The organism is Bradyrhizobium liaoningense (assembly GCF_018130825.1).
Lineage (GTDB): Bacteria > Pseudomonadota > Alphaproteobacteria > Rhizobiales > Xanthobacteraceae > Bradyrhizobium > Bradyrhizobium liaoningense_B.
The window spans coordinates 255529-275991 of the sequence record NZ_JAFCJS010000009.1 but is presented as its reverse complement, the minus strand read 5'-3'; the positions used below and the strand labels follow the sequence as shown (position 1 = coordinate 275991).

Genomic DNA, 20463 nt, shown 5'->3' with positions numbered 1-20463 from the left:
CTACGATCCCTCGAGGCGCTTCCTGACGACGAGGAAATGCGCCGGCTGACCCCAGGTGTTGATGAACGCCGGGTCTGACTGGGTGAGGGCGGTGATCGCGGACGCATCGCGCCGCGCGATCGCGCCGAAGATGCGATGGAAACTGTCGAGCGTCGCGGTGATGGCTTCGATGTCGGAAGCATCGTCGGCGAGAATGTCCGTCGTCAGGATCGTCTCGCGTAACGAAGCGAGGCTCGCGATCACGCGGGGCAGGCTGTCGCCGAAGGGCTCGTCGATCATTCTGTCGACATCGAGCACCAGCGCTTCGATCGAAGCCGAGATCGCGCTCACAGCGTCAGCTTGACCGACCAGATAAAGCTTCCGTCCCCCGAGGAAGCTCAGGCGGCTGCGGTCGAGGTGGCGCGTCGCGCGACGCAGCTTCTCGTCCGCCGACAGGACCTTCTTGTGCCAGTAGACGTCCAGGCTGTCGCGATAGGCGGGCCAGGCCGAATGAATGTCGAACCCCTGCTCATGCGCAGCCGTGCAAAGGGCGCCCGAATCGAGGAAGTACCGGTGGCGGACGAACGGATTTTCGAGCACGTCCATCAACCAGGATTCGAAGCTGCGGGTGTGCGGAATGCTGTTCCACTTCGCCTCGAACAGTGACTTCGCCGTCTCCAGCGCCGGGCGGCCCGTTAATGCCTTGCCGGCGGCATGGATCGCCTTGAGCGCGAGTTCGAAGAAACCGCCATAGCGTTCGTAATAGGAAACGACGGCATAGCCGTCCGGATTGAGCAGCCGGTGGAAGATGCCGAGCCATTTCTCGCTCGGCTGCACCGTGTAGATGAATCCCTCGGCATCGATGATATCGAAGCGGCGCTGGCCGCGAAATCCCTCGACATCGGCCAATGCGAGTTCGCGCAGGCGCTCGGTCAGGCCGAAATGCGCGAAATAGGCCTCGATTTTCGGATGCGCATGCCGGTTCGGTTCGGCGAGCGTCATATTCGCGCCCCAGCCGGCAAACACGAGGGCGTTCTCACCGGAATCAGGACCGAATTCGAGCACCTCGGCATCGCGGAACAGCCGCGGCGGCAGCACGAGCTTGTCCGAAAACAGCTCGCGCCGCTGGCTGGCATATGCATCGAGTTCGGCGGACGACTTGAAATTCCCGAACGTCGGCAGGACGTTCTGACGTTCGTAGTAGTTGAAGAGCTTGTCGTCAGCCATGCCGCGACCCTGCGGTCGCTTCGAGGCGATCGAGCTCGCTCCAGATGTCGGAGGGCGCGAAGATGGAGACGATGTGCAGCGGGCGCTTCACGTTCTCGCGCAGCCGGCTGCTGACCTTGGCCTCGTTCTCGTGGTTCACGGCCAGCAGACAGACGAGCGCATTCGACTTGCCGATGAGGTCTTCCGGCGAGCGGATCGGGATCCCGGTGCCCGGCAGGAATAGCCCCTGGCGCTCCTTCTGGTCGTCGACCGAGAGGTCGATGAGATCCGCCAGTTCGTGCGCATTGGTGAAGGTGCAGGCGCGGCAGCCAGCGCCGTAAATGGCGATCTCGGCGCCGCTGGCGCGGGCCTTGGCGAGAATGGGGCGCAGGCGTGCGCCATACTCCCTCGCGCGCTGGCCGAATTTCTCGCCGACGCCGGCTGGGGCGGGCGGGGGCGTCACCTGGTGCGCGGCGCGGCGGGCCGCGATCGCGAGGCTGCCGCCGCTGAAATTGTACTTCTTCACGGACACCGCTTCGAAGCCGTGGCGCGCCAGCAGGGCGAGCAGGGTCGGCTCGGTGAAATAGCTGACGTGCTCCTCCCAGAGGACGGAGAGGTCTCCGGCAGTCGAGCCAGGATCAAAGTCGGGCACGTCGATGAACAGCAGCCCGTCGTCCTTGAGCGCGATCTTCACGCAATCGAAAAAGTTCTCGAAATCCACGATGTGTTCCAGCACCTGGCGCGAGACGACGAGATCGAACTTGCCGGTCTGCGCCACGGCGTCGTGACACATCGCCGGGCTGATCATGTCGGCATAGACCTTGATGCCGCGCTCGCGGGCGATCTTGCCCGACACCGGGTTGGGCTCCACGCCGACCAGGACCTTCGCGCCGCGTTCGCGCAGCTTGTCCATGAACAGGCCGTCGTTGCAGCCGATCTCGAACACGGATTGGTGGCTTGAGAATTTCGCGATGGTATCGAGCTCGTCGACCTGGTGCGGCTCGGGCTTCCAGCTGCTGAAATTGTAGTTGAACTGCCGATACAGGATGTCGGGATCGATCGGCTTGTCGATCTGAGGCAGGCCGCACTCGCCGCAGGCGAGCACCTCGAACGGGTACCGTTCCTCCTGTTCGTTCCGACTGTGTCGAAGCCGATGTGCAATCGGCATCTGTCCGAGGTCGATGACCGGTCGCAAATTGGTCGAATGGCAGAGACGGCAATGATCGGTCACGGGTTTGGCTCTTTGCAGGAGTAGTACGAAATCAGCATCCTTGAATGGTACCCAGCTTAGCCGAAGCTAATATTGCAGCACAGGTGCCACAATTCTTAAGTTGTCCGGCCTAAGGCCTCACAAGGCCATCGGCCACGATGCTGCCGATCGTCCGCGACGATTGCACGCCATGCTGTTGCAGCGCTTTCGTACCCGGCCTTCATCGGTTAGCTCGTCCTCGAACATTCGCAGCGTGACAGTCGAGCAGCAAAAGCATTGGAGACTACGGTCCCGTCAGATGCTTCGCGGCGAGTGCACCAGTCTTTGTGACGTAGTCCCGGACCGCGGCAGCGTCGCTGCCATCAGGCGCCCAATCGGGAAAGGCCGTGCGAGCCGGATCGAACGGGCCGGCGGTGGTTTCGTGAAACACCAGCCATTCCGAGGTGATCAGGATCGAATGGAAGACCTTTTCGGGCATGCGGTAGTAGCAGTGCTTGCCCTGGCCGTAAGGCGCCATCTCGAGGACCTCGCGAATGCGGCCGTCATCCTCGAAGATGATGACCTGAGCGGTGCCCTCGATCACGTGAAACGATTCAGGTTTGCCAAGATGCTTGTGGGGCCGGACATAGGCCTCGCGGTGATGCACGATGAGCATCTCGTGCAGACCGGACGAGGGATCGGGATGCGTGCACAGCCGGCTGCGCAGGCGCGGGTTGCCGGCGGCAATGCGCTTCAGCTCCGCGATCGTGGCATCGTCCGCCGTGACGATGGCGTCGTCGGAATAGTAGACTTCCGGATTTTGCGCGCGCAGCGAGGTCGGCGGGCGCGAATGCGCCGTCTCATTCGAAGAAGATGAAGCCATGGTCGCCCCGATAGCCGCATTTGTCATAGATCCAGGCCCATGTTTCCGGACCATGGAAGCTCAGGCAGGTGAGCTGCCAGTAGAGGAGATTCGCCTTCTCGCGCTCGTCGCGGAACGATTCCACCATCAGATATTTCGAGGCGCCGCGTCCGACGCGCTCGATCTCGCCCACCGCGCGGAAGACGTCCTCGAGCGCGAGGTTGTGCAGCACGCCGAGCGAGACCACGAGTTCGAAGCTGTGGTCGGGGTAGGGGAGCGCGACGGCGCTACCGACCCTCAGGTGCGGCCGCACCTCCTCCTTGGCGTTCGCGATGCCATAGTCGGAGATGTCGATGCCGGCGATCGTGAGGTCGGGGACGAGCTGGGTGAACTCGTACAGCAGATAGCCCTTGCCGCAGCCGACATCGAGCACGCTCATGCCGGACTTGATGCCATAGCGGTCGATCAGGGTCTGGGCGAGCGGGCGCCACCTTCCGTCGTAGCGATATCCGCCGTAGCCGTAGCGCCGGTCGCCGTCCCAGTAGTCGCGTCCCCATTGCCTGGCGACTGTCGCCGATTCCGCCTTGTCATGCTCGACCACGCGTTGAACGTAGTTCCGCCTGGTCGACGCGTGCATCGGCTGGAGCAGGTTGATCTCGGCCATGGTCGTTAACCGGATCGCGGCATCGTCACAGGATGGTCGCGAATTTGTTGACGAGCAGGATGTCCTCGACAGCCTGGATGTCCTTCTGCGACGAGAGCGTGATCTCCTCCACGGCCGCGTGCAGATCGCAGCCCTCGCGCAGCACGCGGTCGTAGATCTCGCGCCGCCGTGCCTCGTCGGGCGGCAGCATGAAGATGCTGTAGAGAATCAGGCCACGCAGCTGCGGCAGCTCGTCCAGGATGTCCTCGAGCACCATGTAGCTGCCGGGCATGATGTGCTCGACGGCGCTGAGCAGATAGTGCAAGTTCTTCCGCCGCGCGTAGTCGCGGATCACGATGTTCTGGACGTGCTGCGGGGTGCGGCTGCCGTTCAGCGGCCGGGCGCCGATGTAGCCGCGGTGACCGGCTCGCTCAGCCATGGAAGCCTCCCGGCAGCTTGTACTGCATGCCGACGCGCGTCGCCGGACGCAGCAGGATCGGCTCGAAGAACTCGCCGAAGCGCTTGTCCGCGTAGGGCGACATGATGCTCTTGAACCGACAGTTCATGCTCCAGCGCGTGCCGGGCTCCTCGTTGACGCGATTGCCGTGCATCAGGGTCTGGTTGAACAGCATCACGTGACCGTAGGGAATCTCGATGAAGGTCGCGTGCGGCTTGATGGTCTTGTACAGCTCCTCGGCGCTGCGCAGGCTCGACATCCGGTCCTGCATGTCGCCGTTCAGCGACGGAGGCAGCAGATACATCGCTTTGGTGCGGTGGACATCCACCAGCGGCACCCACACCACGACCTCGAACGGCGAGTCGCCCGACCAGACATCGGAATGGGTGGCAAGCAGGGACGAATCGTCGCCGGGCATCTGGATGCTGAGATTGACGCGGCGCTGCATGCAGAGCTCGTTGCCGACGATGGTCTCGATCGTCGAGCGCGCCAAACGGAAATAGGTCGGGCGGAACCAGGGCTCGGCGTTGAGGCCGTTGAAGACGTGCAGCCGCAGGCCGTTGAGATCGTCGACGCTCACGCGCGTATGGATGCTGTCGAGCATCGCATAGGGATCGTTGCTGTGCGGCAGCTTGAGATAGTCCGCCGCGAGCTCGGCGGCGCGCCGCTGGATGCGATCGAGTCCGGCGCGGTCGTCAGCCGGCGTGGTGACGAAGCCTTTGTCGATGAAGCGCTGCGCCAGCGCCTGCTCATCGGCCTCGAGGAAGTCCGTATCCGTCATGCGAAGTACTCCCGGGCGGTCGCGCAGATATGGCTGATATCGGCGGCCGAGAGGAACTGGTTGATGGGAAGAGTGAGGATCTGGTCCGCCTGCCGCTCGGTGACCGGAAACGCGCCGCGACCGTGACCCAGATGCGCTGCCGCAGGCTGCAGATGGATCGGGACCGGATAGTGGATCGCGGTCTCGATGCCCTTGTCGGCGAGATATTTCTGGAAATCGTTGCGACGCTCGGTCTGCACGACGAAGGTGTGGAAGGTGTTGAACTCGATGTTGCGGCAGGGCGGGATGAACAGCGGCAGGCCCGCGAGCTCGGCACGGTATTGCGCGGCGTTGCGCCGCCGCCGTTCGATCACCGAGGGCAGGTGGCGCAGGCGAATGCGAAGCACCTCGGCCTGCAGCGTGTCGAGCCGCGACACGAGGCCCCATTCCTGGACGTCGCTGCGGTTGATCAGGCCGTGATTGCGCAGCCGGCGGATTCTTGCGGCAAGCTTTGCGTCGGCGGTGACGAGGAAGCCGGCATCGCCTGCGGCATTGAGATTCTTCAGGGGATGCGCGGAGAAGCAGCCGAACGTTCCAATGGTGCCGCTCATGCGCCCGTCATAAGTCGAGCCGACGGCCTGCGCGCTATCCTCGATCACGGCGAGCGCGTGCTTGCTCGCGATCGCCATCAGCGGGTTCATGTCCGCCATGCGGCCGGTCAGGTGCACCGGCATGATGGCCTTGGTGCGCGGTGTGACAGCGGCCTCGACCGCGGCTGGATCGATGTTCTGGTCCGGCAGCACGTCCGCAAAGACCGGCGTGGCGCCGACCGCGATGATCGCGGCGGTCGAGGCCACGAACGAATTCGGCGGCGTGATGACCTCGTCGCCGGGACCGATGTCGAGCGCCCGCATGGCGAGGATCAGCGCGTCGGTGCCGGAATTCAGCGTCACCACATACGGCGAGCCGAGATAGGCGGACAACTCTTCTTCGAGCTTCCCGACCGCTGCGCCACCGATGAAATCGCCGCGGGAAAACACGCCCTCCACCGCCTGCATGATCTCGGCGCGCTCTTCTGCGAATTGCGCGGGAAGATTGACGTAACCGATGCGCCGGTGGCCGGTGTCAGCGTCCATGGCAGAACTTCCGGACGGTCTCGATGACGCGGTCCTGCTGGGCGCGCGTCAGATGCTGGTCGACGGGGAAGCTGATGACTTCCTTGGCATGGCGGTCGGTGACCGGGAACGTGCCCGGCGCGTAACCGAGATGCTTGAGGCCCTCCTGCTGATACAGCGGGATCGGATAGTGGATCTTGGCCTCGATGCCGTTGTCCAGGCAGTACTTGTAGAGCTCGTCGCGGCGTTCGGCGAACACCATGTAGAGATGGTAGACGTGCTTCACGTTGGGACGGCGCGGCGGAACGCGCAGGCCGGGCAGGCCGGCGAGACCCGCATCGTAATAGGCCGCGTTCTCGATCCGGCGGCGCGTGATCTCGCTGGTCTGGCCGATCAGCCAGTTGCCGACCACGGCCTGCAAGGAATCGAGCCGCGAATTGCAGCCGAGGATCGCGATCTCGTCGCGGTTCTTCATGCCGTGGTTGCGGATCAGGCGGAGCTTCTCGTTCATGCCGTCGTCATTGGTGACGACGACGCCGGCATCGCCCCAGACGTTGAGGTTCTTGAGCGGATGGAGCGAAAAGCCCGCCGCAATGCCGTGGGTGCCGGACCGCTTTCCCGCGAACTCCGACAAGATACCCTGGCAGGCATCCTCGACCACGGGGAGGTTGTGGCGCTGGGCGATCGCCATCAGCTTGCCCATGTCGGTGACCTCGCCGGTCAACTGGACCGGCATGATCGCTTTGGTCTTCTCAGTGATCGCAGCCTCGACATAGTCGACATTCATGCAGAAGGAGTCGTCGCAGTCGACCAGCACCGGCGTCGCGCCGGTCTCCGCGATCGCGCCGACCGTGGCGATGAAGGTGTTGGCGGCGGTGATGACCTCGTCGCCATGGCCGATGCCGAGCGCCTTGAGCGGCAACTTGAGCGCATCGGTGCCCGATCCGACGCCGATGGCGTGACGCACACCGATCAGCTCGGCAAAGCGCCTCTCGAATTCGGCGACGGGCTTGCCAAGGGTGAAGTCACCGGTCGCCACCAGGCGGCCGATCTCGGCGAGGATCGGTGCGGGATCGGCGAATTGCTCGAGCAGGTAGGAATATCGAACGTCGTACATGTGACCCGTCAGGTGGAATGAAGTTGAGGAGAGGAGGTGCGCGACGCCGCGAGCGCATGCTCGATCGAGGTCGCGATGGCGCTGGCGGAGAGCCCGTGCTTCTTCAGCAGCGAGTCCTGCGAGCCGTAATTGTGCATGAAGCGGTCCGGCAGCGACAGCCGAAGCATCGCGGGCAGGCCTGACCCGAGCTTGTCGATCAGCGTCTCGGCGACCGCGCTGCCGAGGCCGCCGGAGGGGACATGCTCTTCGAGCGTCACGAGCAGGCGCGTCGCACGCACCGCCTGCAGCAACGCCTCGGTGTCGAGCGGCTTGACGGTGTGCATGTGCAGGATGCCGGCACGGATGCCTTGCGCGGCCAGCAGGTCGGCCGCGGCGAGGGCGCGCTGGAGCATGATGCCGGTGGTCACCATGAGGACGTCGCCGGGCGGCCGCATCAGGATGGCCTTGCCGATCTCGAAGCCGTGCTCGGCCTTGGAGACGATGGCGTCGCCGCCCTTGCCGAGCCGGATGTAGATCGGGCCCTTCCAGTCCAGCGTCTGCTCCATCATGCGCGCCGCCTCGTCGGCGTCGCACGGGCAGATCACCGTCATGTTCGGCAGCGCGCGCATGATGGCGATGTCCTCGATCGCCTGGTGGGTGGGGCCGAGCGGCGCATAGACGAGGCCGCCGCCGTTTGCGATCAGCCGCACTGGCAGATTGTGCAGGCAGAGGTCGACCGCGACCTGTTCGTAGCAGCGCCGCGTCAGGAAGGTCGCGATGGTGTTCACGTAGGGCACGAAGCCCTCCATCGCGAGGCCGGCCGACATGCCGATGATGTGAGCTTCCGAGATGCCCTCGATCAGGTGGCGCTTGGGAAACTCCTTGCTCATCGCGCGCAGCGTGCCGGCGCCGGGATCGGAGCCGATGTAGAGCACACGCTCGTCGCGAGCGGCGAGCTTGTGGACCATGTTCATCGCGGTGTTGCGCATGGGGAGCCGATCAAAAATCGCCGACAGCAACGCGAATGGCGTCGAGCTCGCTGTCGGTCAGCTTGTTCTTGTGATGCCAGTCGGCGTTGGATTCCGCAGCCGGAAGACCCTTGCCCTTGACGGTATGGCAGATGATGGCGGTGGGTTTGCCCACAACGGCCGGGACCTGCTTCAGCACGCTGCGCAGGGCGCCGACGTCGTGGCCGTTGACCTCCTGCACGGCAAAGCCGAAGCTGCGCCACTTGTCCGCAAGCGGCTCCAGCGGCAGCACGTAGTCGGTGGGCCCGTAGCTCTGCAGCTTGTTGTAGTCGATCAGCGCGACCAGGTTGTCGAGGCCGTGCTTTGCCGCGCCCATCGCAGCTTCCCACACCGATCCCTCGTTGATCTCGCCGTCGCCGAGCAGGACGAAGGTCCGATAGCTGCGCTCGCGCATGCGTGCGGCCAGCGCAAGGCCGATACCGATCGACAGGCCATGCCCGAGCGCGCCAGTCGACGCCTCGACCCCCGGCACCATGCCGTATTCGGGATGTCCGCCCAGGATGCTGCCGGGGCCGCAAAAGCCGTCCAGCTCCGACAGCGGGAAGAAACCGCGATCGGCCAAGAGCGCATAGAGCGCCAGGCAACCGTGTCCCTTGCTGAGGATGGCGCGATCGCGATCGGGATCGCGCGGATTCTTCGGGTCGATCCGCAGCACGTCGTCGTAGAGCACGCGGACCATCTCGATCAGCGACAGGGCCGGACCGACATGTCCGCGTCCCGCGGAGCGCACGGAACCGAGGACCAGACGACGCAAATAGAGACTGCGCTGGTCCAGCGTGCAGGTGAGGGCGGCTTCAGCGTGGGGAGAGATCTGGATCACGTTGGCAAATCGCTTGATGGAGCCGGCGGGCTTTGTCGAGCTGGCCGGCAAGGCGAATCGTCAGATCGCCACCTTGCGCAGCCAAGGCGCGCCGGGAGCGGCTTTCCGGCAAATAGGCGTTCAGGACTATCAGGCACCAAATCGCTCCGAACACAGGATACAGGACGTCATGGCGGACCGCAAACGCGTCATCCCTAACCGCGAAAGCTTGCGTGAGGCGTTCGGTGAACCGATTCGCTTTGGCTTCGGGCAGATCGCTACCGGGGTGAAGCGCGGTGTCGGACACGAGCTTGACCGGATCGTCCCAGCCGAAATACTCGAAGTCGATGAATCGCAGCCGGCCGTCTTCGCCGCGCAGTGCATTGTGCAGCCCGAAATCGGACGGGCTCAGTGCGCGATGTGCGGGCGCAAGATCGGCTGCGGGATCCCGGCCGAGTTCCGCATAGCGCAGGCGCAGCTTTCGAATCGCGAGGGACGTGCTGGGCACCAGGCTGCCGTCGATGAATGCGCGCAGGTCCGGATGATCATCCGAGGCCCGCATCAGTCCATCCAGGCGCTGCTCGTACTGGGCGATCGCCTCCTCGGGCGAGAAGATGCTCGCCGAAGCGTTCCGCAAGGTCTGCGCTCCGACGACGCTGCGCAGTTTCTGCAGCTCGATCAGGAAGTCGGCAAGCTGATCGGCATCGCCGTCGTCGGGGCGCAGTACCGCGGCCTCTCCGTCGAACCATTGATACAGCGCGCAGAACGCATCCGAATCCTTCGCGATCGGACGCGGTGTCGACATGATGCCGTGGCGCGACAGAAACGACAGCGCGTCATATTCCTGTCCCAGGCGGTCGCGGCCGTCGGACGGATAATGCTTGAGGGCGAGGGCAGGTCCCTTTGCCATCTCCAGCCGAAACACCCTGTTGTTGCCGCCGGATCGCGCCGGCTGGGCGGCGGCGACCGGGGCGCCTGCCAGACGGCTGCCGATCGCCATCGCCTGCGCGGCGCTGATGTCCGGCTCGCTCATGCCGCAAACACCTCGTTGCGGATGCCGGCCCACGTCGCGATCGGCTTGCAATGTTCGGGGTGCGGCGACTGCGAACGCGTGAACAGAATCGATCGCGTGCCCTTCGGGAAATGCGGTTGCTCGAAGACCTCGACGAGATCGTCGATGAAGATGTCGAGCTCCAGGCTCACGAGTCTGTCGACCTTGGCGGCCATCGTGTCCTCGAAGTAAACATCGCCGGAGGCCACCGCCGCATCCGCAGCGTCGATCAGGCCGGCGCCGCGCAGCCAGCCGCGTGCGGCCTCGCGCAGGTCGGTGTGGTCGGGATCCTGATGACCGAATCGAGTCTTGTGGCTGACGATGTACACCTTCGCGCCGGCCTGTCTGCACGCCGCCAGGAATTCCCTCGCGCCCGGATAGATTTCGGCGCCGCCAATGCCCTTGCCGTAGACGAAGCCTTGCAGGCCTTGCCAGGCGAGCTCGCCGCCCGCGCGGGATCGCAGATGATCCCGCACATCGGTCTTCAGCCCGTCCCAGCCCTCCGGCACGAGGTCGCGCTGACGCGCTGCGGCGGCAAAGACCTTGTCGTAGCAGATGATCGTGTTGTCGAAATCGATGCCGATCCGCACGCCGCTCACTTCAGGCTGATGTTCTGCATCATCTTGATGTTGAAGTATCTGGGATCGTTGAGCGAGTTCGGCAGACGCCCGGTCTTGAAGGCGTCCACCAGACCGGACACGGCCTGCTCGATCGTGTGAGTCGGTGCAAATCCGAGCTCGCGGCGGATCTTCTCCGAGGAGACGTGATACGAGCGCAGATCGTCGGTCGGCTCGACGACCACGTCGACATTGCTTCCGACCACCGACTTGACGATGTCGGCGATCTTCATCAGCGAGTGGTTCTCGTAGCCGATGTTGTAGGTCTTGCCGTCGATCCTCGCGTCATCCTGCTGGAGCAGGAACAGATAGGCCGCCGACATGTCCTGGATATGCAGGTTGGGCCGGCGCTGCGTCCCGCCGAACACGCGGATGCGGCCGGTGTTGACCGCAAGATTGGTCAGGATGTTGACGACGACATCGAGCCGCTGCCGCGGTGCGTAGCCGCAGACGGTGGCGGGACGAACGGTGCAGGTGACGAACCCGGACGCGGCCTCGTCGGCGAGGTCGGTCTCGCACATCGCCTTGAACTTGGAATAGTCGGTGAGCGGTTCGCAGGACAGGTCCTCGGTCACCTCGGCTTCGTCCTTGATGCCGTAGACGCTGGACGAGGACGCATAGATGAAGCGCTTGATGCCAGCCTTCTTCGCTGCGCGCACCATCGGCCGGAAGCAGTCGTAGTTGATGGACTTGCCGAGCGCCGGGTCGAGCTCAAACGAGGGGTCGTTGGAAATGCAGGCGAGGTGGATCACCGCATTGTTGCCGCGCATCGCCTCGGTGATCGCGGCCTCGTCGCGGATGTCGCCCTTGATCAGGCGCAAGTTGGAGTTGTCACGGACGCGATCGAAGACGTTTTCGCCGTACATGAACAGGTCGAGCACCGCGACCTTGTGGCCCGCCGCGAGCAACTGGGGAACCAGCACACTGCCTACGTAGCCGGCGCCACCGGTGACCATCACGTTCCACTTTTGATCAATCACTGTCGTTCTCCAGAGTTTTCGTACACGCTACTTCAACAACGCGGTCACGAACTTGACGAGCGGCGCCTTTTCGACCGAGCTGCGGTGGCCCACGATGCCGACCTTGATCGCGCCTGCCGCGTTGCCGATGAAGGCGACGTCCTCGATACTGCCGCCTGCGGCGACCAGCGGCGCCGTAATCGTCAGGAACGCATCTCCCGCGCCGACGGTGTCGACGACGGTCTTGGTGAAAGCGGGAACGCGTTTGACGCCGGTCCTCGACGAGAAGGGGTAGCAGCCGAAGGAGCCGTGCGTGATGATCATGTTGTCGCAAGCGATCCTGCCGTGCAGGCCGGTCTCGATCACCGAGGCGATGTCGCTGAACTTGTCGGTGGCGGCCAGCCGCGCTTCCGGCGCGTCGATGCAGATGTAGTCCGCGCGCGGGTACTTCGTGATCAGATTGTAGCCGTGGTTGCCGCTGTTGCTCTGGGCGTTGACCGCCAGGAACTTGGAGTTCGCGATCAGCGCGTCGATCGTGCTGGACGCGATCATGCCGTGACCGAAATCGGTGACGATGACCACGTCCGCGCCGCGCACGCGCTCGGTCGTGACCCTGTCGATCTCCTCCCGCTGCGCCGCACTGACCGGCGTGTCGTTCATGGTGTAGACCTCGAACAACTTGTGCAGGTAGCCGAGCTCGACGTAGCGGAGCTTGCGGGTGGTGGGGCGGTTTTCGACGCGGATCGGCGTCAGCTTGACGTTCTGGCGGATATGTGCGCGCAGGAATTCCTCGGGATAGTCGTCGCCGCCGAGCGTCGTGACGATCTCGACCGACTTGCAGAAGCTCGCGACATGGTTCGCCGCGGCGATCACGCCACCTGCGAATTGCTCGCGGTTCTTGAACAGGGTGGCGACGATGTTCTCCTTCGAGGCCTTTCCGAGCGCCGTGACGTACTGGTACTCGTCGATGATCGTGTCTCCGACCAGCACGACGTGCATGTCCTGGATCTTGTCGATCAGCTTCAGCAGGCGTTCGGCGCCGCCGCTTTCGCGCACCTTCTGGAGGTAGTCGCGCAGAGGGGGGTCGTAGATGTCGAAGTAGCGGTTCAGCAGCGACGACGAGCTGAAGGTCACGTCGCGTGTGAAGACGATGCGTCCGCCATGGCGCTCGACGGCCTCGCGCTCGGTGGCGATCTTGCCCGTGACGTCATCTTCGGGATTTTCGTAGTCCGAGCCCTTCACATAGATGTCGGGGCGCACGGCGTCGAGGACCGGCTCGGCGCTGGAGGTCCGGTTGATGCCGACCCAGTCGACCGTGCCGAGTGCGGCCAGCATCTCGGCGCGCATGTTCTCAGGAAAGATCGGTCGTCCCGGGCCCTTGTTGACGAAACGGTCGGCGGTGATGGTCACGATGACCACGTCGGCCTCGTTGCGCGCCGCCAGGATGTGCCGGGCGTGGCCGAGATGCACGAGATCGAACACGCCGTGGCAGAGTGCAACCGTCCGGCCCTCGGCCTGCGCGGCCCGCGCGATCGCTCCCAGCTCCTCGAGGGTCTTGATCTTCTCGTGCGGTGCCGGATGGACCGCCGCCTTGCCTGTCGGAGCATTAGCCATGTGCGTTACCCAAAGCGCCGGTCGGTCTCAGCTGACCGGCCCGGAATTGATCGACTCGCGGCAACTCTATGTGGCGAACCTGTCCGGTGGCTTGCCTCCTACCGCGTACCGGATGCCGCGGGTTTGTCTTCACCGAGATATTTGAACCAGTCCTTGGTGGCGTCGGCAATCTTGTCCACCGTCCACAGGGGGGCGTCCTTGTACTGGTCCATGGACTTCAGCATCGTCGCGACGCCGTCCTCGAATTTCACTTTCGGCGTCCATTTCAGGGTCCGCTTGATCTTGGTGATGTCGGCGTAGGTGCAGTCGGGCTCGCCGGGGCGCTTGGGAATGTGGACTTTGTCGCCGCCGAGCAGCTCGACCAGCCGGTTGACGCTGTAGGTGTTGTCCGAGCCCACGTTGAAGATCTCGTGCGAGACGTCGGAGCGTGCGGCCGTCACGAAGGCGTCGGCGACGTCGCTGACGAAGGTGAAGTCGCGGGTCTGCTCGCCGTCGCCGACCACAGTGAACGGCTTGCCGGCAAGCTTCTGCGCCATGAACACGCCGAATACGGCGCCGTAGGTCCCGGTGGTGCGATGGCGTGGCCCGAACACGTTGAACAGACGGAGCGCCACTGCCGGAAGCTTGTAGACCTGGCACCAGTGCATGACGCACTGCTCACCGAGGTTCTTGGTGAGAGCGTAGGGATACATCGGCCGAATCTCGGCGCTCTCCGGCGTCGGATAGACGTCTGGGATGCCGTAACAGGACGACGACGCCGCATACACGAATCGGCTGACGCCCGCCTGGCGTGCTGCCTCGAGGACGTTGACCGTGCCGTCGACATTGGCGCGGTGATACGGGATCGGCGATTCGATCGAGGGAACGATGTCGGCGAGCGCCGCGAGGTGGAACACCCAATCGATACCGTTGAAATACGGGTTGATCGATTCGCGGTCAGTGACGTCGGCCCGGACGATCTTGAGTCGGCTCGAACTGGCGTGCGACGACAGATTTTCAGAGCGTCCGATGACGAAATTATCGAGCGCAATCACCTCGTGGCCGTCATCGAGGAGGCGATCAACGAGGTGACTGCCGATGAAGCCGGCGCCGCCAGTGACAATGCATTTCATGGGGAGCATCCGTAGCGCGAATGCCCTGCCGGCATCGCCAATGTTGAGTGACACCCTCAAGCCGACTAACAGCCGTGCGCAAGCTTGGCAAGTATTATACCTTTGCAATCCCAGGTAATAGCCGATATCACCACTCGATATCGCAATCGAGCCGCCACCCCATGTCTGCTGAGCCCGTCGCATCCGATCACAAGGCCTTTCTCGATGATTACGTCGGGCGCCTCCATCGTGCGACGGCAGTTGATGACGGTATTTTTGCGAGGATCTCCGCGACTCGCGCGACCTGGCTGCGCACGCGCGAGCGGGGCGGCCGCGTCATCTTCGTCGGCAATGGCGGCTCGGCTGGCATCGCCTCGCATCTGGCGATCGATTCGGCGAAGAACGCGTCGGTGCCTGCGCTGTGCTTCAGCGACGCAAGCATGATGTCGTGCCTTGCCAACGATTACGGTTTCGAGGACTGGATCGCGCACGCGGTGCGGCTGAACGCTCGCGCCGGCGACTGTCTCGTCGCGATCAGTTCGTCGGGACGCTCGAAGAACATCCTCAATGCGGTTGCGCAGGCGCGGACGATGAAGCTCGACGTGATCACGCTGTCGGGCATGAATGCTGACAATCCGCTGCGCAATCTAGGCGATGTCAATTTCTGGGTGGACAGCCGCAGCTACAACATTGTCGAGACCACGCACCAGTTCTGGATGATGGCCGCGATCGACCTCGTCATCGGTCGAGCAGAATATCCGGCGTCGTGAGGCGGGTATCGGATGCAGTCGCGATGTGAGCAGGCGGCCTTGAGCCATTACCGTCGATCTGATCTTCACAGGGTGGGGGTGTCCCGCTCGCTCGCATGTCTCCGTTTTCCGGTTCTATGATGCAAAACCTCTTCTACGTCCGTCATACCTGCCGCCTCTGTCATTCGGACAAGCAGGAGCTGGTCGTTCCGATGGCCGGCATGCCCATTGGCACGCCCAACTTCCAGGTGCCGAACGCCAGCGTCGACGATCCCGTCTTCCGGGCCGCGGTGCCGATGGCGCTGCACCTGTGCAGGGATTGCGGCCACCTCCAGATCCTCCATGTCGGCAATCCGGAGGTCCAGTACCGCAACTACGTCTACACCACCTCGCTCTCGCTCGGTCTGCGCGAGCACTTCGCCGGCTATGCCAACGACGTCGTCAGCCGCTTCGGGATCGCGCCGGGCTCGCTGGTCGTCGAGCTCGGCAGCAATGATGGATCGCTGCTCGGCTACTTCAAGGAGCGCGGCATGCGGGTGCTGGGCGTCGATCCCGCCGTCGACATCGCGCGGCGCGCGACGGAGGCGGGGATCGAGACCATCGGCGATTTCTTCACCGACGTGATCGGTCACCGCATCCTTCAGAGTCACGGCGCGGCCAGCGTCGTGATCGCCAACAACATGATCGCTAATGTCGACAATCTCGATCCGCTCGTGATCGGCGTTCGCGACGTGCTGGCGCCGGACGGATTGTTCGTGTTCGAGACGCAGTACGGCGTCGACGTCACCGAGAAGAACCTTCTCGACACCGTCTATCACGAGCATCTGTCGTATTTTAACATCAAGCCGTTGATCCGTTTCTTTGCCCGGCTCGGCATGGAGCTGATCGACGTCCAGCACATCTGGACCAAGGGTGGCTCGATCCGCGTCACGGTGCAGCGCGCCGGCGGTCCGAAGAAGCCGTCCGCTGAAGTCGCGCGCTTCGTCGCCGAGGAGGACCGGCTCGGTGTCGATCAGCCGGCTTATTACGCACCCTATGTGAAGAGAATCGCCGCGATCCGCGACGAGCTGATTGCAATGGCCGACGCCGCCCATGCGCGCGGTCAATCGGTTGCCGGTTACGGCATCTCGGTCGGTACCACGACGCTGCTGCCGCAGTTCGGCCTGGAGAAAAAGATCGACTTCCTGGTGGACGACGATCCCAAGAAGGCGAACGTGATGGCCGGACCGGGGTACGACATCCCGATCCTGCCGCCCGCCGCCCTTTACGAGCGCAAGCCGGCCTTCGTCGTCGTGTTCGCCTGGCGCTATGTCGACCCGATCCGGGCCAAGCATGCCCGCTATTTTGCCGAGGGCGGAAAGTTCGTGGTGCCGCTGCCGGGCATTACCATGGTGGACCGGGCCGACTGACGCTGCCGGGGGGCTTGAAGGCCTCCCCGGGATGGCGCCTTGCGGGCGGTGGATAAGTCATTGATCCACATGGCCTCTGCACGGGGGTCCGAGGGAGGGCGGCTTGCCCGCACAAGCCCTCTATATCTTGACCTTTGGTCCCATCCGCAGTAGATACCCGGCACTCGCAGCCGGCCCGTTAGACGCGGATCTCCGGCGCGGCTTTAAATCCCCGAACAATCGAGCCCGGTTCCCGGCTCATCCTTCGAGACAGAGGGCTGGGCCAACGGCGGCTGTTCGGATCCCTGAAATTCATGTGCGTCTGTCGACGGACGCTGGACCTCAAACGATGGCAGTCAGCCCGTTCAAGTTCTTGCAGGAAGTGCGCTCGGAGACCGCCAAGGTCACCTGGCCGACCCGCCGCGAGACCACGATCACCACCATCATGGTGTTCGTCATGGTCGCGGTGGCCTCTATCTTCTTCTTTGCCGCCGACCAGATCATCCGTGTCCTCATCACCTTCCTTCTGGGCATTCACTGATGGCTACAGCAACCGCTCAAGTGTCCGACAAGCGCTGGTACATCGTCCACGCCTATTCGAACTTCGAGAAGAAGGTCGCCGAATCGATCCGCGAGCAGGCCAAGCAGCGCGGCCTCGAGGAGCTGTTCGAGCTGGTGCTGGTTCCGACCGAGAAGGTCACGGAAGTGCGCCGCGGCCGCAAGATCGACGCCGAGCGCAAGTTCTTCCCGGGCTACGTGCTGGTGAAGATGAAGCTGACCGACGAGGCGTTCCATCTGATCAAGAATACGCCGAAGGTCACCGGCTTCCTCGGCGCTGAAAACAAGCCGATGCCGATCTCGGAAGCCGAGGCCATGCGAATCCTGCACCAGGTGCAGGAAGGCGTGGAACGGCCGAAGGCGTCGGTGTCGTTCGAGATTGGCGAGAACGTGCGCGTGGCCGACGGCCCGTTCGCCTCGTTCTCGGGTGTGGTCGAGGAAATCGACGAGGCGCGCTCGCGCGTGAAGGTCGCGGTGTCGATCTTCGGCCGCGCTACGCCCGTCGAACTGGAATTCGGTCAGGTCGAGAAGGTCTGACCGGGTAGCGCGTGAGGCTTCGGTCTCACGCAACGAGAGGCCGTGGGAGGGAGAGGGCGGTTGCCAGCCGCATCCGACCCAGACCACGAACCTGAAACCGCCGGCTCCGCCGGCACAACAGGAGTGATACATGGCAAAGAAAGTGACCGGATACCTGAAGCTTCAGGTCCCGGCCGGTGCGGCGAATCCTTCGCCCCCGATCGGTCCCGCGCTCGGTCAGCGCGGTCTCAACATCATGGAGTTCTGCAAGGCCTTCAACGCCCAGACCCAGAAGGAAGAGAAGAACACCCCGATCCCGGTGATCATCACCATTTACGCGGACCGTTCCTTCACCTTCGAGATGAAGACGCCGCCGATGTCCTACTTCCTCAAGCAGGCCGCCAAGATCCAGTCCGGCTCGAAGGCGCCGGGCCGTGACAAGGCCGGCAAGGTGACCAAGGCGCAGGTGCGCGAGATCGCCGAGAAGAAGATGAAGGACTTGAATTGCGACACCATCGAATCGGCCATGAAGATGGTCGAGGGCTCCGCCCGCTCGATGGGTCTGGAAGTTGCGGGGTAAGCGGCCATGGCAATCGGAAAGCGTTTGAACAAAGCCCGCGAAGGCATTGACCGCGAAAAGCTTTACCCGCTCGCGGACGCCATCAAGATGGTCAAGGAACGCGCTAAGGCGAAGTTCGACGAGACCATCGAGGTCTCGATCAATCTCGGCGTCGATCCGCGTCACGCCGACCAGATGGTCCGCGGCGTCGTGACCCTGCCGAACGGCACCGGCCGTACGCTCCGCGTCGGCGTGTTCGCCCGCGGCGCCAAGGCCGATGAAGCCAAGGCCGCCGGTGCCGACGTCGTCGGCGCCGAGGATCTGGTCGAGAAGGTGCAGAACGGCTCGATCGATTTCGACCGCTGCATCGCCACCCCCGACATGATGCCGCTGGTCGGCCGTCTCGGTAAGGTGCTCGGTCCGCGCGGCCTGATGCCGAACCCGAAGATCGGTACCGTGACCATGGACGTCACCGGTGCGGTGAAGGGTGCCAAGGGCGGCTCGGTCGAGTTCCGCGTCGAGAAGGCCGGCATCCTGCAGGCCGGCGTCGGCAAGGCCTCGTTCTCCGAGGAGAAGCTGGTCGAGAACATCAAGGCTCTCGCGGACGCTGTCTCCAAGGCGAAGCCGGCTGGTTCCAAGGGCACCTACATCCAGCGCGTCGCGGTGTCCTCGACGATGGGCCCGGGCGTGAAGGTCGAGCCGGGCACCATTCTCGGCTGAGGTTTGGAAATTGCATGAGGCGAGGGGCGGAATTGGGCAACCGATTCCGCCCCTTTCCATTTTCGTCGGCACTCACCGGAAACAAGAACAATGGCTGACAAGGTCCTGATCTACTCGCGCTTTCCCAAGTCGATGATGGCGCGCTTCGCCGAGCGGTTCGAGCTGCTCGACACCGGCGGCAAGCCTGCGGGCGAGGTGTTTCCGGCCGACGAGCTCGGCGGCATCCGCGCGATGCTTGCCCAGGGTGGCAGCCCGCTCGGCGCGGAGGCGATGGACCTGTTTCCAAAGCTCGGCACCATCGTCTGCTACGGTACCGGCTATGACGGCATCGACCTGAAGGCGGCCGCCGCGCGTAATATTACGGTCGGCCACAGCCCCGGCGCCAACGCGGCCTCGGTCGCCGATATCGGCATGACCCTGATGCTGGCGGCGACCCGCCGGATCCTGGTCGCCGACCAGTACGTCCGCAGCGGCGACTGGGCCGCATCCAAGCAGTCGCCGATGATGCGCCCGCAGGCCGGCATGCCCAGCCGGCGCATCGGCGTCTACGGCATGGGTGAGATCGGCCGCAAGATCGCGGCGCGCTGCGCCGCCTTCGAGAGCGAGGTCGGCTATTTCAGCCGCACCAAATACGATCTGCCCTATCAATATTTCCCGTCGCTCGAAGCGCTTGCCGACTGGTGCAGCGTGCTGATGATCGCGGTGCGGGCAGGGGCCGAGACCCAGCATGTCGTCAATTCCGATATCCTGGGGCGACTGGGTGCCGACGGCTACGTCGTCAACATCTCCCGCGGTTCGGTCATCGACGAGAAAGCCCTGGTCGCGGCGCTCACCGACAAGACTATCGCCGGCGCCGGCCTCGATGTCTACGAGAAGGAGCCGCACGCGCCCGATGCCCTGACGGCGCTCCCCAATGTGGTGCTGGCTCCACATATCGGCGGTCACACCCTGGACTCGCACATCGCCATGCAGGACTGCGTGCTGGCGAACCTGACGTCGTTCTTCGAGGGCAAGCCGCTGCCTTACGCGGTCAAATCGGCCTGAATCGGTCCTTGTTGGGCTGTCTCAAGCCCGGTCGGCAACGGATTGGAACTGGTGTGAATTTTGCTCTTGGCAAGCAGGCCCGGAGCGGTTAAAGAACCGCCTCCGGACGTGCCGGCCTCGGCTGGCGCGTTCGTGCACGCATTCCGAAAACCCGACACGGCAGGAGATCATTCCTTTTCAGGACGTCCGCAAGGATTTGCCGGAAAAGGAAGGAAAGCCCGTCGGTTGGCTGGGATGCGGGCAGGGGTCGGGCGGTTCGCCGGCTGACCTTGTCCTGTCCAAGACTGCAGGCGCCTGCGGGAAATTTCGATTTCTCAACGGCTTAATCGCATGGCCTGCATAGACGGGTGAAGACCGGATTTCACTTCGCCTTCCACCTTAACGGTGGTTGCGGAACGGGTCTGGTTCGGACCTCGACACGCCGTGGGCCTTAGTGGGCTCCCGGAGGGCAGGCTTTGAATTG

Annotated in this window: 22 protein-coding genes; 7 read left to right on the top strand and 15 right to left on the bottom strand. The window is 63.8% G+C overall.

The window, feature by feature from the left end:
* The 15 genes from JQ603_RS32430 to JQ603_RS32360 form a co-directional block, all read right to left on the bottom strand.
* Nucleotides 1-1206: a class I SAM-dependent methyltransferase gene (locus tag JQ603_RS32430; protein WP_212345992.1), complete on the bottom strand. Its 1206-nt coding sequence runs from the start codon at nucleotides 1204-1206 to the stop codon at nucleotides 1-3.
* Nucleotides 1199-2416 (bottom strand): class I SAM-dependent methyltransferase, encoded by a 1218-nt coding sequence (locus JQ603_RS32425; RefSeq protein WP_212345989.1) that lies wholly within the window; start codon nucleotides 2414-2416, stop codon nucleotides 1199-1201. The genes JQ603_RS32430 and JQ603_RS32425 overlap by 8 nt, the downstream gene beginning before the upstream one ends.
* A 262-nt stretch (nucleotides 2417-2678) precedes the next feature.
* Complete coding sequence (locus JQ603_RS32420) at nucleotides 2679-3257, bottom strand: WbuC family cupin fold metalloprotein (RefSeq protein WP_212345987.1); 579 nt, start codon at nucleotides 3255-3257, stop codon at nucleotides 2679-2681.
* Entirely contained in the window at nucleotides 3235-3900 is a 666-nt protein-coding gene (locus JQ603_RS32415) for a class I SAM-dependent methyltransferase (RefSeq protein ID WP_212345984.1), read from the bottom strand. Before JQ603_RS32415 ends, JQ603_RS32420 begins: the two co-directional genes overlap by 23 nt.
* Nucleotides 3901-3925: 25 nt before the next feature.
* Complete coding sequence (locus tag JQ603_RS32410) at nucleotides 3926-4318, bottom strand: LIC12192 family sporadic carbohydrate cluster protein (RefSeq protein WP_212345981.1); 393 nt, start codon at nucleotides 4316-4318, stop codon at nucleotides 3926-3928.
* Nucleotides 4311-5117 (bottom strand): sporadic carbohydrate cluster 2OG-Fe(II) oxygenase, encoded by an 807-nt coding sequence (locus JQ603_RS32405; protein WP_212345978.1) that lies wholly within the window; start codon nucleotides 5115-5117, stop codon nucleotides 4311-4313. The genes JQ603_RS32410 and JQ603_RS32405 overlap by 8 nt, the downstream gene beginning before the upstream one ends.
* A complete protein-coding gene (locus JQ603_RS32400) occupies nucleotides 5114-6232 on the bottom strand; it encodes a DegT/DnrJ/EryC1/StrS family aminotransferase (protein WP_212345976.1) in 1119 nt (372 codons plus the stop codon). The genes JQ603_RS32405 and JQ603_RS32400 overlap by 4 nt, the downstream gene beginning before the upstream one ends.
* Complete coding sequence (locus tag JQ603_RS32395; protein ID WP_212345974.1) at nucleotides 6222-7328, bottom strand: DegT/DnrJ/EryC1/StrS family aminotransferase; 1107 nt, start codon at nucleotides 7326-7328, stop codon at nucleotides 6222-6224. Before JQ603_RS32395 ends, JQ603_RS32400 begins: the two co-directional genes overlap by 11 nt.
* A gap of 8 nt (nucleotides 7329-7336) precedes the next feature.
* Nucleotides 7337-8296: a transketolase family protein gene (locus tag JQ603_RS32390; protein WP_212345972.1), complete on the bottom strand. Its 960-nt coding sequence runs from the start codon at nucleotides 8294-8296 to the stop codon at nucleotides 7337-7339.
* 10 nt (nucleotides 8297-8306) lie between these two features.
* Entirely contained in the window at nucleotides 8307-9155 is an 849-nt protein-coding gene (locus JQ603_RS32385; protein ID WP_212345970.1) for a transketolase, read from the bottom strand.
* Nucleotides 9130-10167 carry an aminoglycoside phosphotransferase family protein gene (locus tag JQ603_RS32380; protein WP_212345968.1) on the bottom strand — a complete coding sequence of 346 codons (1038 nt, stop codon included), beginning with the start codon at nucleotides 10165-10167 and terminating at the stop codon, nucleotides 9130-9132. The genes JQ603_RS32385 and JQ603_RS32380 overlap by 26 nt, the downstream gene beginning before the upstream one ends.
* Complete coding sequence (locus tag JQ603_RS32375) at nucleotides 10164-10775, bottom strand: hypothetical protein (RefSeq protein WP_245003995.1); 612 nt, start codon at nucleotides 10773-10775, stop codon at nucleotides 10164-10166. Before JQ603_RS32375 ends, JQ603_RS32380 begins: the two co-directional genes overlap by 4 nt.
* A gap of 5 nt (nucleotides 10776-10780) precedes the next feature.
* Complete coding sequence (locus tag JQ603_RS32370) at nucleotides 10781-11782, bottom strand: NAD-dependent epimerase/dehydratase family protein (RefSeq protein WP_212345964.1); 1002 nt, start codon at nucleotides 11780-11782, stop codon at nucleotides 10781-10783.
* 27 nt (nucleotides 11783-11809) lie between these two features.
* On the bottom strand, nucleotides 11810-13375 hold the full coding sequence (locus tag JQ603_RS32365; protein ID WP_212345960.1) for a PfkB family carbohydrate kinase: 1566 nt from the start codon (nucleotides 13373-13375) through the stop codon (nucleotides 11810-11812).
* Between the two features lie 98 nt (nucleotides 13376-13473).
* Nucleotides 13474-14487 carry an SDR family oxidoreductase gene (locus tag JQ603_RS32360; RefSeq protein WP_212345957.1) on the bottom strand — a complete coding sequence of 338 codons (1014 nt, stop codon included), beginning with the start codon at nucleotides 14485-14487 and terminating at the stop codon, nucleotides 13474-13476.
* Nucleotides 14488-14561: 74 nt separating this feature from the next.
* On the opposite strand from JQ603_RS32360, the gene JQ603_RS32355 reads away from it, so the two are divergent.
* The 7 genes from JQ603_RS32355 to JQ603_RS32325 all read left to right on the top strand — a co-directional run bounded on the left by JQ603_RS32355 (nucleotide 14562) and on the right by JQ603_RS32325 (nucleotide 20000).
* Entirely contained in the window at nucleotides 14562-15236 is a 675-nt protein-coding gene (locus tag JQ603_RS32355) for an SIS domain-containing protein (RefSeq protein WP_349630767.1), read from the top strand.
* A gap of 95 nt (nucleotides 15237-15331) precedes the next feature.
* A complete protein-coding gene (locus JQ603_RS32350) occupies nucleotides 15332-16624 on the top strand; it encodes a class I SAM-dependent methyltransferase (RefSeq protein ID WP_349630766.1) in 1293 nt (430 codons plus the stop codon).
* Between the two features lie 328 nt (nucleotides 16625-16952).
* The gene (gene secE, locus JQ603_RS32345) at nucleotides 16953-17144 is read left to right on the top strand and encodes a preprotein translocase subunit SecE (RefSeq protein ID WP_007602984.1); all 192 of its coding nucleotides are present in this window, start codon (nucleotides 16953-16955) and stop codon (nucleotides 17142-17144) included.
* Nucleotides 17144-17698: a transcription termination/antitermination protein NusG gene (gene nusG / locus JQ603_RS32340; protein ID WP_018647229.1), complete on the top strand. Its 555-nt coding sequence runs from the start codon at nucleotides 17144-17146 to the stop codon at nucleotides 17696-17698. Before secE ends, nusG begins: the two co-directional genes overlap by 1 nt.
* Nucleotides 17699-17828: 130 nt before the next feature.
* The gene (gene rplK / locus JQ603_RS32335; protein WP_011088164.1) at nucleotides 17829-18257 is read left to right on the top strand and encodes a 50S ribosomal protein L11; all 429 of its coding nucleotides are present in this window, start codon (nucleotides 17829-17831) and stop codon (nucleotides 18255-18257) included.
* Nucleotides 18258-18263: 6 nt separating this feature from the next.
* Entirely contained in the window at nucleotides 18264-18956 is a 693-nt protein-coding gene (gene rplA / locus JQ603_RS32330) for a 50S ribosomal protein L1 (RefSeq protein ID WP_035729586.1), read from the top strand.
* A 90-nt stretch (nucleotides 18957-19046) separates the two neighbouring features.
* Nucleotides 19047-20000 (top strand): 2-hydroxyacid dehydrogenase, encoded by a 954-nt coding sequence (locus JQ603_RS32325; RefSeq protein WP_212345952.1) that lies wholly within the window; start codon nucleotides 19047-19049, stop codon nucleotides 19998-20000.
* The last annotated feature ends 463 nt before the right edge of the window (nucleotides 20001-20463 follow it).

What these genes read in the sequence shown, in the direction of transcription:
- JQ603_RS32430 (WP_212345992.1), bottom strand. Translation starts at nt 1,206, where the DNA reads ATGGCTGACGACAAGCTCTTCAACTACTACGAACGTCAGAACGTCCTG.
- JQ603_RS32420 (WP_212345987.1), bottom strand. Translation starts at nt 3,257, where the DNA reads ATGGCTTCATCTTCTTCGAATGAGACGGCGCATTCGCGCCCGCCGACC.
- JQ603_RS32415 (WP_212345984.1), bottom strand. Translation starts at nt 3,900, where the DNA reads ATGGCCGAGATCAACCTGCTCCAGCCGATGCACGCGTCGACCAGGCGG.
- JQ603_RS32410 (WP_212345981.1), bottom strand. Translation starts at nt 4,318, where the DNA reads ATGGCTGAGCGAGCCGGTCACCGCGGCTACATCGGCGCCCGGCCGCTG.
- JQ603_RS32405 (WP_212345978.1), bottom strand. Translation starts at nt 5,117, where the DNA reads ATGACGGATACGGACTTCCTCGAGGCCGATGAGCAGGCGCTGGCGCAG.
- JQ603_RS32400 (WP_212345976.1), bottom strand. Translation starts at nt 6,232, where the DNA reads ATGGACGCTGACACCGGCCACCGGCGCATCGGTTACGTCAATCTTCCC.
- JQ603_RS32395 (WP_212345974.1), bottom strand. Translation starts at nt 7,328, where the DNA reads ATGTACGACGTTCGATATTCCTACCTGCTCGAGCAATTCGCCGATCCC.
- JQ603_RS32390 (WP_212345972.1), bottom strand. Translation starts at nt 8,296, where the DNA reads ATGCGCAACACCGCGATGAACATGGTCCACAAGCTCGCCGCTCGCGAC.
- JQ603_RS32380 (WP_212345968.1), bottom strand. Translation starts at nt 10,167, where the DNA reads ATGAGCGAGCCGGACATCAGCGCCGCGCAGGCGATGGCGATCGGCAGC.
- JQ603_RS32365 (WP_212345960.1), bottom strand. Translation starts at nt 13,375, where the DNA reads ATGGCTAATGCTCCGACAGGCAAGGCGGCGGTCCATCCGGCACCGCAC.
- JQ603_RS32360 (WP_212345957.1), bottom strand. Translation starts at nt 14,487, where the DNA reads ATGAAATGCATTGTCACTGGCGGCGCCGGCTTCATCGGCAGTCACCTC.
- JQ603_RS32350 (WP_349630766.1), top strand. Translation starts at nt 15,332, where the DNA reads ATGTCTCCGTTTTCCGGTTCTATGATGCAAAACCTCTTCTACGTCCGT.
- secE (WP_007602984.1), top strand. Translation starts at nt 16,953, where the DNA reads ATGGCAGTCAGCCCGTTCAAGTTCTTGCAGGAAGTGCGCTCGGAGACC.
- nusG (WP_018647229.1), top strand. Translation starts at nt 17,144, where the DNA reads ATGGCTACAGCAACCGCTCAAGTGTCCGACAAGCGCTGGTACATCGTC.
- rplK (WP_011088164.1), top strand. Translation starts at nt 17,829, where the DNA reads ATGGCAAAGAAAGTGACCGGATACCTGAAGCTTCAGGTCCCGGCCGGT.
- rplA (WP_035729586.1), top strand. Translation starts at nt 18,264, where the DNA reads ATGGCAATCGGAAAGCGTTTGAACAAAGCCCGCGAAGGCATTGACCGC.
- JQ603_RS32325 (WP_212345952.1), top strand. Translation starts at nt 19,047, where the DNA reads ATGGCTGACAAGGTCCTGATCTACTCGCGCTTTCCCAAGTCGATGATG.